At 54.3% G+C, this 14260-nt stretch carries 14 protein-coding genes; 9 read left to right on the top strand and 5 right to left on the bottom strand.

Annotated elements, in window-relative coordinates:
• The first annotated feature begins 66 nt into the window (after nt 1-66).
• From mglB to mglC, 3 genes are all read left to right on the top strand, one after another.
• Nucleotides 67-1065 (top strand): galactose/glucose ABC transporter substrate-binding protein MglB, encoded by a 999-nt coding sequence (mglB, locus tag DA718_RS09085; RefSeq protein WP_112213093.1) that lies wholly within the window; start codon nt 67-69, stop codon nt 1063-1065.
• A 118-nt stretch (nt 1066-1183) separates the two neighbouring features.
• Nucleotides 1184-2704, top strand: a complete 1521-nt coding sequence (gene mglA / locus DA718_RS09090) for a galactose/methyl galactoside ABC transporter ATP-binding protein MglA (RefSeq protein ID WP_112213094.1) — start codon at nt 1184-1186, stop codon at nt 2702-2704.
• A 15-nt stretch (nt 2705-2719) separates the two neighbouring features.
• On the top strand, nt 2720-3730 hold the full coding sequence (gene mglC / locus DA718_RS09095; protein ID WP_112213095.1) for a galactose/methyl galactoside ABC transporter permease MglC: 1011 nt from the start codon (nt 2720-2722) through the stop codon (nt 3728-3730).
• A 199-nt stretch (nt 3731-3929) separates the two neighbouring features.
• Here the strand turns inward: mglC and sanA are convergent, their stop codons facing one another.
• From sanA to DA718_RS09120, 5 genes are all read right to left on the bottom strand, one after another.
• Complete coding sequence (gene sanA, locus DA718_RS09100) at nt 3930-4646, bottom strand: outer membrane permeability protein SanA (protein ID WP_112213096.1); 717 nt, start codon at nt 4644-4646, stop codon at nt 3930-3932.
• Nucleotides 4647-4770: 124 nt separating this feature from the next.
• Nucleotides 4771-5655: a cytidine deaminase gene (gene cdd, locus DA718_RS09105; RefSeq protein WP_112213097.1), complete on the bottom strand. Its 885-nt coding sequence runs from the start codon at nt 5653-5655 to the stop codon at nt 4771-4773.
• Between the two features lie 127 nt (nt 5656-5782).
• Entirely contained in the window at nt 5783-6478 is a 696-nt protein-coding gene (locus tag DA718_RS09110; protein ID WP_112213098.1) for a CidB/LrgB family autolysis modulator, read from the bottom strand.
• On the bottom strand, nt 6475-6873 hold the full coding sequence (locus DA718_RS09115; protein WP_112213099.1) for a CidA/LrgA family protein: 399 nt from the start codon (nt 6871-6873) through the stop codon (nt 6475-6477). Before DA718_RS09115 ends, DA718_RS09110 begins: the two co-directional genes overlap by 4 nt.
• 121 nt (nt 6874-6994) lie before the next feature.
• Nucleotides 6995-7912 (bottom strand): LysR family transcriptional regulator, encoded by a 918-nt coding sequence (locus DA718_RS09120; protein WP_112213100.1) that lies wholly within the window; start codon nt 7910-7912, stop codon nt 6995-6997.
• A 126-nt stretch (nt 7913-8038) separates the two neighbouring features.
• On the opposite strand from DA718_RS09120, the gene mhbT reads away from it, so the two are divergent.
• From mhbT to dusC, 6 genes are all read left to right on the top strand, one after another.
• Nucleotides 8039-9397: a 3-hydroxybenzoate transporter MhbT gene (gene mhbT, locus DA718_RS09125; protein ID WP_112213101.1), complete on the top strand. Its 1359-nt coding sequence runs from the start codon at nt 8039-8041 to the stop codon at nt 9395-9397.
• A gap of 14 nt (nt 9398-9411) precedes the next feature.
• Nucleotides 9412-10449, top strand: coding sequence for a gentisate 1,2-dioxygenase (gtdA, locus tag DA718_RS09130; protein ID WP_112213102.1), 1038 nt, complete (start codon nt 9412-9414; stop codon nt 10447-10449).
• A 24-nt stretch (nt 10450-10473) separates the two neighbouring features.
• A complete protein-coding gene (locus tag DA718_RS09135) occupies nt 10474-11172 on the top strand; it encodes a fumarylacetoacetate hydrolase family protein (protein ID WP_112213103.1) in 699 nt (232 codons plus the stop codon).
• An 8-nt stretch (nt 11173-11180) separates the two neighbouring features.
• On the top strand, nt 11181-11825 hold the full coding sequence (maiA, locus tag DA718_RS09140) for a maleylacetoacetate isomerase (protein WP_112213104.1): 645 nt from the start codon (nt 11181-11183) through the stop codon (nt 11823-11825).
• An 8-nt stretch (nt 11826-11833) separates the two neighbouring features.
• A complete protein-coding gene (locus DA718_RS09145; RefSeq protein ID WP_112213105.1) occupies nt 11834-13027 on the top strand; it encodes a 3-hydroxybenzoate 6-monooxygenase in 1194 nt (397 codons plus the stop codon).
• 153 nt (nt 13028-13180) lie between these two features.
• Nucleotides 13181-14128: a tRNA dihydrouridine(16) synthase DusC gene (gene dusC, locus DA718_RS09150; RefSeq protein ID WP_112213106.1), complete on the top strand. Its 948-nt coding sequence runs from the start codon at nt 13181-13183 to the stop codon at nt 14126-14128.
• Nucleotides 14129-14260: the final 132 nt, after the last annotated feature.

Raw genomic sequence — 14260 nt, forward strand, 5'->3', positions numbered from 1 at the left:
ATCAATGTAACACTCCCGCCAGCCATTTTCACACCAAAGACCCTGCATAATAAAACCGGAGATTCCATGAATAAGAAGGTGTTAACCCTGTCTGCTGTAATGGCTAGCATGTTATTTGGCGCCGCGGCACACGCAGCAGATACCCGTATCGGCGTGACGATTTATAAATATGACGACAACTTTATGTCGGTGGTGCGTAAGGCAATCGAAAAAGACGGCAAATCAGCGCCAGACGTCCAGCTACTGATGAATGACTCGCAAAACGACCAGTCTAAACAGAACGATCAGATTGATGTCCTGCTGGCAAAAGGCGTGAAAGCGCTGGCTATTAACCTGGTTGACCCGGCAGCAGCGGGCACGGTTATTGATAAAGCACGTGGCCAGAACGTGCCGGTGGTATTCTTTAACAAAGAACCTTCCCGCAAGGCTCTGGATAGCTACGATAAAGCGTATTACGTCGGTACCGACTCAAAAGAGTCCGGCGTGATTCAGGGCGACCTGATTGCTAAACACTGGAAAGCAAATCCGAATTGGGATCTGAATAAAGACGGTCAGATTCAGTTTGTACTGCTGAAAGGTGAGCCGGGCCACCCGGATGCTGAAGCGCGTACCACCTACGTGATTAAAGAGCTGAATGACAAGGGCTTTAAAACTCAGCAACTGGCGTTAGATACCGCAATGTGGGACACCGCTCAGGCCAAAGATAAGATGGATGCCTGGCTGTCTGGCCCGAATGCGAACAAAATTGAAGTCGTTATCGCCAACAACGATGCGATGGCGATGGGCGCGGTAGAAGCGTTGAAAGCCCACAATAAGAGCAGCATTCCGGTATTCGGCGTCGATGCGTTGCCTGAAGCGCTGGCACTGGTTAAATCTGGCGCGATGGCCGGTACCGTGCTGAACGATGCTAACAACCAGGCGAAAGCGACCTTCGATCTGGCGAAAAACCTGGCGGACGGTAAAGAAGCGGCTGCTGGTACTAACTGGAAAATTGATAATAAGATTGTCCGCGTACCGTACGTCGGTGTTGATAAAGATAATCTGAGCGAATTCACCAGCAAATAGTAGATTAATAAATTGCGGGCGTACGTGCTGTACGCCCGATTATTCCTGATACAGAACTCGTCCCTGCGCGACGTTAATTCGTCGGCTGGGGTATGCACGCACGCAGCCAGGTATAACTATGGTCAGCAATAATAGCGAACGGTCAGGCGAATATTTGTTGGAAATGAGCGACATCAACAAATCGTTTCCTGGCGTCAAGGCTCTCGATAATGTGAACCTCAAGGTTCGTCCCCACTCTATTCATGCATTAATGGGGGAGAACGGCGCGGGCAAATCCACATTATTAAAATGCCTTTTTGGGATCTACCAAAAAGATTCCGGCAGTATTCTTTTTCAGGGAAAAGAGATCGATTTCCATTCGGCAAAAGAAGCCCTGGAAAACGGTATATCGATGGTTCACCAGGAATTAAACCTGGTATTGCAACGTTCGGTGATGGACAACATGTGGCTGGGGCGTTATCCCACCAAAGGCATGTTCGTCGATCAGGACAAAATGTATCGCGATACCAAGGCTATCTTTGATGAACTGGATATTGATATCGACCCGCGTGCGCGCGTGGGGACATTATCAGTATCACAAATGCAGATGATTGAAATTGCGAAGGCATTTTCCTATAACGCTAAAATCGTGATTATGGATGAGCCGACATCGTCGCTGACCGAAAAAGAGGTCAATCATCTGTTTAAAATTATCCGCAAGCTGAAAGAGCGCGGCTGCGGTATCGTTTATATCTCCCACAAGATGGAAGAAATTTTTCAGCTGTGCGATGAAATTACCATTTTGCGTGATGGTCAGTGGATCGCCACCCAGCCGCTGGAAGGGCTGGATATGGATAAGATCATTGCCATGATGGTTGGTCGCTCCCTGAACCAGCGCTTCCCGAGCCGTGAGAATACGCCGGGTGAGGTGATTCTCGAGGTGCGCAATTTGACCTCGCTACGCCAGCCGTCAATCCGTGATATCTCTTTCGACCTGCACAAAGGCGAAATTTTGGGTATCGCCGGGTTGGTCGGCGCTAAGCGTACCGATATCGTTGAGACTTTATTTGGTATTCGCGAAAAAGCCAGCGGCACCATTAAACTGCATGGCAAGAAAATTAATAACCATAGCGCCAATGAAGCGATTAACCATGGTTTTGCGTTGGTTACCGAAGAACGGCGTTCAACGGGAATTTACGCCTATTTGGATATCGGTTTTAACTCGCTGATCTCCAATATTAAAAAATATAAAAATAAGGTCGGACTACTGGATAACTCACGCATGAAAAGCGATACCCAATGGGTTATTGACTCGATGCGCGTGAAAACCCCGGGGCAGCATACGCAAATTGGTTCGTTGTCCGGTGGTAACCAACAAAAGGTGATTATCGGTCGCTGGCTATTAACTCAGCCGGAAATTCTGATGCTCGATGAGCCGACGCGCGGAATTGATGTTGGGGCGAAGTTCGAGATTTATCAGCTGATCGCTGAGCTGGCAAAAAAAGAAAAAGGGATCATTATTATTTCCTCCGAGATGCCGGAGTTGCTGGGTATTACTGACCGTATTCTGGTAATGAGCAATGGTCTTGTTGCCGGAATTGTTGAGACTAAAACCACTACGCAAAACGAAATTCTCCGTCTTGCGTCGTTGCATCTTTAAGATCAGGGGCTTCCCATGAGTGCGTTAAATAAAAAGAATTTTCTCACCTATCTGAAAGATGGCGGGATTTATGTGGTTCTTTTAGTGTTACTGGCTATTATTATTTTCCAGGATCCGACTTTCTTAAGTCTGCTGAACTTAAGTAATATTCTGACTCAGTCTTCGGTGCGTATAATTATTGCCCTCGGCGTTGCCGGGCTTATTGTGACCCAGGGGACAGACCTTTCCGCAGGGCGTCAGGTTGGGCTGGCGGCGGTTATCGCCGCCACGATGCTGCAGGCGGTGGACAATGCTAATAAAGTGTTCCCGGAAATGGCCACCATGCCGATTCCGCTGGTTATCCTGCTGGTCTGCGCGATTGGTGCAGTGATTGGTCTTATCAACGGCATTATTATTGCGTATCTGAACGTAACGCCGTTTATCACTACCCTCGGCACGATGATCATCGTTTACGGTATCAACTCGCTGTATTACGACTTCGTTGGCGCGTCGCCGATTTCTGGTTTTGATAGCCACTTCTCACAGTTTGCCCAGGGATTTGTCGCGTTAGGGACCTTCCGCCTGTCGTATATCACCTTCTATGCGCTGATTGCCGTTTTCTTCGTGTGGGTCCTGTGGAACAAGACCCGCTTTGGTAAAAACATCTTCGCTATCGGCGGCAACCCGGAAGCAGCGAAAGTTTCCGGTGTTAACGTCGCCCTGAACCTGCTGATGATTTATGCTCTGTCCGGTGTGTTCTACGCATTCGGCGGATTACTGGAGGCTGGACGCATCGGCTCGGCGACCAACAACCTCGGCTTTATGTACGAACTGGACGCGATTGCGGCCTGCGTGGTGGGCGGTGTTTCGTTCAGCGGCGGTGTCGGCACCGTATTCGGCGTGGTGACCGGGGTTATCATCTTCACCGTCATCAACTACGGTCTGACCTATATCGGCGTCAACCCTTACTGGCAGTACATTATTAAAGGGGCGATTATTATCTTCGCAGTGGCGCTGGATTCACTGAAGTACGCGCGGAAGAAATAAGCGCTATTGGGTTAAGGCAGACGTCAGTCAAGACGTCTGCCTTTTGCATTATGCGCCGGAATGTAGTGATGGGTACAGCAGGTGGTTGCTTGAATCAAGGCACTCAATCGCAGGGCTAGTGGTACGTCAGCCCTCACGCTCATTTAGGTGTAAAGCGATTTGGCAATTTAGTAACTTATATCACTCATCAATTTCGACATCACTTCTCTTTTTTCTGCAATTCCAGCAACTGCTGCGGCGTGACCGCCGGATACGACTGAACGCCATCCGGGACTTCTTGCTGAGCGGGGATAGGGATCAGCGGGCCTAAAAAGCGCGGTTCGCGTTTAAAAAGATAGAGGTCCGCCAGCGCACCGAAGCGAGCGCCGAACTCGCGCAGTCGCACACTCCACATATCTTTCGGTGACGGCACCGCATAGCACTGCGCCTGAATCCCCATATGCAGGGCGATAAACAGCGCCCGCTCGCAGTGGAAACGCTGGGTAATAATAATAAAGTCGTTAGTGTCGAACACCTTACGGGTGCGCACAATCGAATCGAGCGTGCGGAAACCGGCGTAATCCAGCACGATATCCGCCGGATCGACGCCTGCTTTAATCAAATCGCGGCGCATGGTCATCGGCTCGTTATAGCTCTGCAACGCATTATCGCCGCTCAGCAGCAGATAGTTCACCTTGCCGCTGTTGTAGGCGTTCAGCGCGCCCTGAATCCGGTAGCGATAATATTGATTGATGACGCCGGTGCGGTAGTACTTGGCGGTGCCCAACACTACGCCAACCTGGCGATAGGGCAGGTCTTGTAGCTCATCGTAGATATAGGGAGATGTCTTCCAGCTCATCCAGCGGTCGAGGCCCAGCACGGTTAACAGCAGCAAGCCGAACAGGACTAACAGGCTGTATAACACACGCTTTAACATGGACTTGGCTCAATAGTGAACGAGGGAGCCTTCAGGCTACTTTACCCGCCGGGCAAGCGCAAGAAACCGTCGTTTAATTGCGGGGATTTTCAACAATGCGGGCCGTTTGGCCCGCAGTCTGTGATTAGCCTAACAGTACGCGATCGATATTATGGCAGCCCAGCGCTTTCAGCGTCGCTACGGTCGCATCCCATTGAATCAGTGTCGCGTCGGCCTTCTCGGCGAGAATAGCGCGCTGGATATCCGGGTAATCGTAGCCGTTGAGGCTCAGCAGATTGAGTGCGCCCTGTAACGGCGGCAGAGTCGGGTTAAAGGCCGCATTTTCGGCATAACTGCCGGTGAAAATAGTCCCGTCTTTCAACTCCAGTGCCACGCCGGATGGGGCCTTGCTGTAAGGCATATGGCAGCGGTTAGCCGCCTGAATCGCCGCCTGAGTCAGCGCGTCGCCGCTGAGCGGGAAGCCGTGATCTTGCTCATCCATCAACAGGGTTTTGATTTCCAGATCTTTCGGTCCGAAAGCGTCTGGCAGATAGTGCTGGAGCGAATGCGCCTCGCGACCCGGCAAATGAATACGCAGCGCCAGTCCGCTGTTTAGTTCGTTCATAAACTGACGGCAGTGACCGCAAGGGGTGTAGTTGACGGTAATCGCTTGCAGAGACTTTTCACCGCGCAGCCAGGCATGGCTAATGGCGCTCTGCTCGGCATGCACGGTCTGCTGCATGGTGGCACCGAGAAACTCCATGTTACCGCCGAAATACCAGGTTCCACTGACGCCTCGAGCCACCGCACCAACGTTAAAGTGAGAAAGGTCAGCGCGGGCGCAGGCCGCCGCCAACGGTAGCAGAGCAAAGGCCAGCGCGTCTTCATCCAGACCCGTTGCGCCTTGCAACGCTGCAACTTGCCCGGCGTTGAGCATCGCTGGAAAATGCGGGTCGGCCAGCATCGGGGCGATGGCCGCTTGCAGATCCGCCGCCAGTTGGGGAAGAACAGCTTGAAAACGTGGGTGCATAGCGTTGCCTCATAACAATGTAATGGAAATTTAGTGTACGGGTGGTTACAACCTGTATATGTGATAAACATCTCATTGTTTGTGCAACTTATTCATGTTGCATTGTAAAATGTGATTTAAATCACAATTATCCGACTATCGCCAAAATTATCGGAAACAAAAACGGTGCAATCAGCGAGGTGATAATCCCGCAAAGTACCAGCGCCAGCGAGCTGAACGCCCCTTCCTGATAGTCGAGCTCTGCACAGCGAGCGGTCCCTAATGCGTGGGATGCGGTACCCATCGACAGCCCGCGTGAGGCTTTGGTGTGGATACGCATCAGGTTCAGTAGGGTATGACCGAACACCGCCCCGAGAATACCGACGAAAATAACGCACACGGCGCTGATCGCCGGAATACCGCCAATGCTGCTGCTCACCGCCATGGCAATCGGCGTGGTGACCGATTTTGGCAAAATAGAAGCAGCAATCTGCGGAGTCGCACCCATCAGCAATGCAACGGTGGTGCCGGTGACCATCGCCACCACGCTACCAATAAAGCAGATGGTAATGATGGACTTCCAGCGGGCGCGGATCTGGTGCAGTTGCTCATACAAAGGAAAGGCGAGTGCAACTACCGCCGGTTGCAGCAGGTCGTTAAGAATTTTGCTGCCGAGGAAATAGCGCTCGTAGGAGATACCGGTTATCAGCAGAAAAGGAATCAGTACTACCATCGCCACCAGCAGCGGGTTGAGCAGCGGAAATTTAAACCGCGCCGCCAGCTTGCGGGCGAGGAAAAAGACCGCTAGCGTGAGCGGCAACGACCACCAGATTTCATGGATCATTTATCACGTCCTTTTTGCCCGACCACTTTGCGCTCTCCGTGAACCAGGTGCGAGCTCCAGCTGACCACCAAAAAGACCACCAGCGTGCTTATCGCACAGGAGACCACTACCGGGCCGAACTGCGCGCGTAGTAAATCCCAATATTGCATAACGCCTACGCCGATGGGCACAAACAGCAATGCCATATAGCGGATCAGAACATTGCAGCCGGGGTTAACCCACTGCGCGGGCATGATTTGCAACGCCAGTAAAAAGAACAAAATCAACATGCCAATAATGCTGCCAGGGATCGTTATCGGCAGAAGGGAGGAGATAAAAATACCGGCATATAAACAAGCATATATCAGCACGAAAGCGCGCAGATACTGCCAGACAATAATCAGTGATTGACTCATGGTAATAACCCTTGATGAACCATATTCATCATACAATTAAACCCAAAAATGTGCTACCGATCACATCATGAATTCTACGCATACCTGAGATAGAGATCTGGAACACTTGATCATACTGATTTCAGGGCGACGGCTGCAGGGATAGATAATGAAGAAAGCGGTTAAGTGCAAGTGATGGCGCTTCACTTTTTCGCCAGAACACGCCAACGCTACCTTTTTGTTCAATGCGCGGCAAATTAAGAATCACCAGTTGGTGCTGCGCGGCGTAGCGCTGGGCCAGGCGCAATGAAAGAATCGATACCATATCGCTGCTTTGTAGCAGGTTGCTGGTGACGTTCATCGATGCTGATTCGATAGTGTTTTCCGGCAGCATTACGCCATTATCCACCAGCGCATTATCAATGCTCAGGCGAATCGGCGTGCCGGTTGGCCAGACAATCCAGCGCCAGTGGGCGAGGTCGGCCCAGCTTAAGCGCAGTTTTTCTGCCAGCGGGTGGTCGGGACGGGCGACGAAGCACACCGGCTCGGTGTAGAGCACCCGGTAGCTCAGCGGCAGTTCCAGCGCTCGCCCGCCGACCCGGCCAACCACCACATCAACCACGCCGGCGAGCAGATCGTTGAGCAACGGCGTCATCACTTTCTCTTCGATATTAAGATGTAGAGTCGGCATCTCTTTGAGCAGTTCGAGGATTGCCTGCGAGACGCAGTCGGTCGCCACCGGCGAACAGCCGATCATCAGGCTGCCAACCTGTCCACCCTGTTTAAAACGCTCAATTTCATACTGCGACCGCGACATATCGTTAATTAACCGCTGAGCATGCTGAAGTAACAGTTTTCCGCCTTCCGTCGTGCGCAGGCCCTTGCTATGTCGTTCAAACAGAGTGATGCCAACTTCGTCTTCAAACTGGCTTAGCCATTTGGAAAGGGCGGGCTGAGTGATGTTCATCATTTTAGCCACTTGCGTGAGGTTGCCCTGCTCCCCCAGCGCGACCAGCATCTGTAGATGGTGCCGCTTCAATTTCTGCGTCCAGTCTGCCATTTGCGATAACCTCCAGGTTATGTCTATGCCCGAAATACCATTGTACATTTCATTGCTTGAGTTACAAAATCGCAACATAAAAGAAATAAATACAACATCTACCCCTACCTGCACTGAGGCATAACGATGACTCAACGACTTGAATTGCAAACGCTATTGAATGCCGTACCGGTCGGAGCCCGCCAATGGCGCGTGATTATCTGCTGTTTTCTGGTGGTCATGCTGGATGGCTTCGATACCGCGGCCATTGGTTTTATCGCACCGGATATCCGCAGCCACTGGCAGTTAACTGCGGGTGACCTCGCCCCGTTATTTGGCGCAGGATTATTGGGTTTAACCGCCGGGGCGCTGCTTTGCGGCCCGCTTTCTGACCGCTTTGGCCGCAAACGGGTGATTGAGTTTTGCGTGGCCTTGTTCGGTTTGTTTAGCCTGCTTTCTGCTTTTTCCCCTGACCTTGAGACGCTGGTTATCCTGCGCTTCCTGACAGGACTGGGCTTAGGCGGCGCGATGCCTAATACCATCACCATGACCTCAGAATACTTGCCTGCCCGGCGGCGCGGGGCGCTGGTGACCCTGATGTTTTGCGGCTTCACCCTTGGCTCGGCGCTTGGCGGCGTGGTCAGCGCCCAACTGGTGCCGCTGATTGGCTGGCACGGTATTCTGGTGCTGGGCGGTGTTCTCCCGCTGATGCTGGCGGTGGCGCTGGTGCCGCTGCTTTCTGAATCACCGCGCTGGCAAATTCGCCGTCAGCTGCCGCAAGCGGTTATCGCCAGAACCGTTGGCGCGATAACCGGCGAACGCTACAACGACGCCCATTTCTGGCTTGATGAGCCTGCCGCTGGTGCGAAAGGCAGCATTCGCCAGCTGTTTGCCGGGCGTCAGTTACCCATCACCTTAATGTTATGGGTAGTGTTCTTTATGAGCCTGCTGATTATCTATCTGCTCTCCAGCTGGATGCCGACGCTGCTTAATCATCGCGGGATTGATTTACAACATGCCTCGTGGGTCACCGCTGCCTTCCAGATTGGCGGTACCTTTGGCGCGCTGCTGCTCGGCGTGCTGATGGATCGCTTCAATCCTTATCGGGTGCTGGCGCTGAGCTACGGTCTGGGGGCGGTCTGTATCGTCATGATTGGCCTGAGCGAGAACGGCTTGTGGCTGATGGCGCTGGCGATTTTCGGCACCGGCATTGGTATCAGCGGCTCTCAGGTGGGTCTTAATGCGCTAACCGCAACGTTGTACCCCACGCAAAGCCGCGCCACCGGCGTGAGCTGGTCCAACGCCGTGGGTCGCTGCGGAGCCATCGTTGGCTCACTCTCCGGCGGCGTGATGATGGCGATGAATTTCTCTTTCGACACCCTGTTTTTTGTTATCGCAGTACCGGCCGTTGTTAGCGCCGTGATGCTTATTCTGCTGACGCTTGCCGTCCGCAACCCGACATCTGTACCTGCCGCGCTGCCTTCTGCAGGCATCGTGAATAAATAATAAGGAGAACGCTCATGTCCCGATCCACCACGGAAGCACACAACGGCCGTCAGCAGTTTTACCAGCATATTTCCGGACAAAACCTGACGCCGCTTTGGGAATCGCTGCACCACCTGGTGCCGAAAACGCCAAACGCCACCTGCGCGCCAGCTTACTGGAATTATCAGGAGATTCGTCCGCTACTGTTGGAAAGCGGTGAGCTAATTGGCGCGAAAGAAGCAGTGCGCCGCGTGCTGGTGCTGGAGAATCCGGCGCTGCGCGGACAGTCATCGATTACTTCATCGTTGTACGCCGGTTTACAGCTGATCATGCCCGGTGAAGTGGCACCGAGCCACCGCCATAACCAGTCGGCGCTGCGCTTTGTTGTTGAAGGTGAAGGGGCGTTTACCGCCGTCGACGGCGAACGCACGCAAATGCGCGCCGGCGACTTTATCCTGACGCCGCAGTGGCGCTGGCACGACCACGGCAACCCCGGCAATGAACCGGTTATCTGGCTGGATGGTTTAGACCTGCCGCTGGTGAACTATCTGGGCTGCGGCTTTGCTGAAGATTACCCGGAAGAGCAGCAGCCGATAACCCGTAAAGAAGGGGATTATCTGCCGCGTTATGCCGCCAATATGCTGCCGCTGCGCCATCAGTCCGGTAACTCCTCGCCCATTTTTAACTATCGCTATGACCGCAGCCGCGAAGCGCTGCATGACCTGATGCGTATGGGCGATGCTGATGAGTGGGACGGCTACAAGATGCGTTACGTCAACCCGGTTACCGGCGGCTACCCGATGCCGTCGATGGGCGCATTCCTGCAGCTGTTGCCAAAAGGGTTTAGTTCACGTGCGGCGAAAACCACCGACAGCACTGTTTATCACGTGGTGGAAGGCAGCGGCCAGGTGACCATTGGCGAACAATCCTTCTCTTTCCAGGCAAAAGATATCTTCGTCGTGCCGACCTGGCATGCCGTCTCTTTTATCTCTGCCGAAGATACCGTGTTATTCAGCTTTTCGGATCGTCCTGTGCAGGAAGCTCTCGGCCTGTTCCGCGAAGCGCGTTATTAAAAATTAAGAATAAGGAAAAGACTCATGACTCAATATGTTTTTGCACCCCAGGCCCCGATTAGCGTTCCGGTTGTTGGCAGCGATGAGCAGTTTCCGGTACGCCGCGTTTACTGCGTTGGTCGCAACTATGCCGCCCACGCTCGTGAAATGGGCTTTGACCCGGATCGCGAACCGCCGTTCTTCTTCTGCAAACCCGCCGATGCGGTGGTACCGGTTGCCGCTAGGGAAACGCTGAGCCTGCCGTACCCATCGCAAACGGATAACTATCACTATGAAATTGAGCTGGTGGTGGCGATTGGCAAAAAAGGCAGCGATATCCCGCTGGAGCAGGCTCATGAATACGTTTGGGGCTACGCCACCGGCCTGGATATGACCCGCCGCGACCGTCAGATGGAAATGCGCCAGATGGGCCGTCCGTGGGAAATCGGTAAAGCCTTTGATCTTTCCGCGCCGATTGCGCCACTGCATAAAGCGGATACGGCGGACGTTAACGAGGCCGGAATTTGGTTGCAGGTCAATGGCGAAGATCAGCAGCGCAGCGATATCCGCCATCTGATTTGGTCGGTCAATGAGACCATCAGTTATCTGTCCGGTTTCTTTGAGCTGCAGCCCGGCGACCTGATTTTCACCGGTACTCCGGAAGGCGTTGGCGCGGTGGTGAAAGGCGATGTCATCACCGGCAACGTAGAGGGACTAACGCCGATCTCCGTTCGCGTGGTGTGAGGTGAATGATGAAGCTGTACAGCTTTTTTAATAGTTCCGCGTCCTACCGCGTGCGGATTGCGCTGGCGCTGAAAGGCATCGACTACCAGAGCGTGGGCGTGAATATCCGCATCGGCCAGCAGAACGCGCTGGAATATCGGCGGCTGAATCCGGTTGGCCTGGTGCCGACGCTGATTACCGATGAGGGCGAATCCCTCGGCCAGTCGCTGGCGATTGTGGACTGGCTTGACCGCCACTATCCGCAGCCGCAACTGCTGCCGCAGGAGGATATTGCGCGGATGCGAGTGCTGGAGATTGTTTATGCCATCGCCTGCGATATCCACCCGATTAATAATATGCGCGTTTTGCGCTACCTTGGCGACGAGCTGAAGGTGAGCGAAGAGGATAAAAAACGCTGGTATGCGCACTGGATCCAGCAGGGATTGAGCGCCGTGGAGCAGCTGTTGCGCCACGCCAAATCCGGCAATTTCTGCGTGGGTGATACGCCAACTTTGGCCGACTGCTGCCTGGTGCCGCAGTGGGCTAACGCTTTGCGAATGGGCTGCGATCTGAGCCACTACCCACGCTGTCAGGCGGTCTATGACGCCTGCACCCGGCTCCCGGCGTTCATCGCCGCCGCGCCGGAAAACCAACAAGATAAGATCCCGGCTTAGGAGGCAACATGGCAAAAGTGATGCGAGCAATCATTGTCGGCGGCGGTATTGGCGGGGCGGCAACGGCGCTCTCTCTGGCGCGTCAGGGAATCAAGGTGATGCTATTAGAAAAGGCCCACGAAATTGGCGAAATCGGCGCGGGGATCCAGCTTGGGCCAAATGCCTTCTCGGCGCTGGATAGCCTTGGCGTTGGCGAAGTCGCCCGCCAGCGAGCGGTATTTACCGATCACATCACGATGATGGATGCGGTAAACGGCGAAGAGGTGGTGCATATTGAGACCGGGCAGGCCTTCCGCGACCATTTCGGTGGCCCGTATGCGGTTATCCATCGGGTGGATATCCACGCCACCGTCTGGGAAGCCGTACTGACCCACCCGGGCGTCGAGTATCGCACGTCGACGCAGGTGGTGGATATCCGCCAGACCGCCAACGACGTGACCGTTTTTGATGACAAAGGGAACTGCTGGACGGCGGATATCTTGATCGGCTGCGACGGCGTGAAGTCAGTGGTGCGCCAGAGCCTGCTCGGCGATACGCCGCGGGTGACCGGCCACGTAGTGTATCGCGCGGTGGTCGATGCCGCCGATATGCCGGAAGATTTACGTATTAATGCGCCGGTTCTGTGGGCCGGGCCACACTGCCACCTGGTGCATTACCCGCTACGCGGTGGCAAGCAGTACAACCTGGTGGTGACCTTTCATAGCCGCGAAAAAGAAGAGTGGGGCGTGCGTGACGGCAGTAAAGAGGAGGTGCTCTCCTACTTTAAAGGCATTCATCCTCGACCCCGGCAGATGCTGGACAAACCCACCTCCTGGCGCCGCTGGTCTACCGCCGACCGCGAGCCGGTAGAAAAATGGGGCAACGATCGCATTACGCTGGTCGGCGATGCCGCGCACCCGGTGGCGCAGTATATGGCTCAGGGGGCCTGCATGGCGCTGGAGGATGCGGTTACCTTAGGTAAAGCGCTGGCGGAGTGCGATGGTGATGCCGCCCGTGCCTTTGCGCTGTATGAATCGGTACGTATCCCGCGCACCGCGCGTATCGTCTGGTCGACTCGCGAAATGGGGAGGGTTTATCATGCCGCCGGAGTGGAGCGCCAGGTGCGCAACCTGTTGTGGAAAGGCAAAACCCAGAGTGAGTTTTATCGCGGCATCGAGTGGCTGTACGGCTGGAAAGAGGATAACTGCCTGGAAGCTCGTTAACCCGCAGTGCGTTTCTCCGGCGGTGCGATCTGCGGGCCGGTAGCCGGGACAGATGCGTAGCATCGCCTCCGGGAAAACCGACATCGCCCCTTTCAACCCGCCCCGGGAGGCGCTACCATAGCGCCTCTTTTTTTCCGGGCAATGATAAACAATATGCGTGTATTACTGGCGCCGATGGAAGGCGTGCTCGATTCGCTGGTGCGCGAGCTGCTGACCGAAGTGAATGATTACGATCTCTGCATCACCGAATTTTTACGCGTGGTCGATCAACTTCTGCCGGTAAAATCATTCTATAAACTGTGCCCGGAGCTGCATAACCATAGCCTGACGCCATCCGGCACCCGCGTGCGCGTACAACTGCTCGGGCAGTATCCGCAATGGCTGGCGGAAAATGCCGCCCGCGCGGTTGAGCTGGGATCCTGGGGCGTCGATCTTAACTGTGGCTGTCCGTCGAAGCTGGTCAACGGCAGCGGCGGCGGGGCGACGTTACTCAAAGATCCGGAACTTATCTATCGTGGCGCGAAAGCGATGCGTGAAGCGGTCCCGGATCATCTACCGGTGACGGTCAAAGTGCGTCTTGGCTGGGACAGCGGCGATCGGCGCTTTGAAATTGCCGACGCGGTCCAGCAGGCGGGAGCCAGCGAACTGGTGGTCCACGGTCGCACCAAAGAGGACGGCTATAAATCGGAGCGTATTAACTGGCAGGCCATCGGCGAAATTCGTCAGCGTCTGACCATTCCGGTGGTCGCCAACGGTGAGATCTGGGACTGGCAGAGTGCTCAGGATTGTCTGGCGGCGACCGGCTGCGATTCGGTGATGATTGGCCGCGGTGCGCTGAACGTACCAAACTTAAGCCGGGTGATAAAATATAACGAACCGCGCATGCCCTGGCCTCAGGTCGTCGAGCTGCTGCAAAAATATACCCGGCTGGAAAAGCAGGGCGACACCGGCCTTTATCATGTTGCGCGTATAAAACAATGGTTAAGCTATTTGCGCAAAGAATACCTTGAAGCCTCTGAGCTTTTCAGCGCGGTACGCACCTTGCAGGACTCAGCGAGCATTGCACGCACAATTAACGGCTGGCGTAACGAAACTATCTGACCTGCATCACATTTTTCTGTTTGTCCCGTTGAGGTTACCCCGCGGACAGTGAAATACTCACTACCGATTGTTACTGCTTCGGCAGGCAAAACCTGATTTCCTGGCATCTGTCGGGGTCAGGTTTTTTTGTTT

The sequence above is a fragment of the Klebsiella huaxiensis genome, assembly GCF_003261575.2.
GTDB classification, from domain to species: Bacteria; Pseudomonadota; Gammaproteobacteria; order Enterobacterales; family Enterobacteriaceae; genus Klebsiella; species Klebsiella huaxiensis.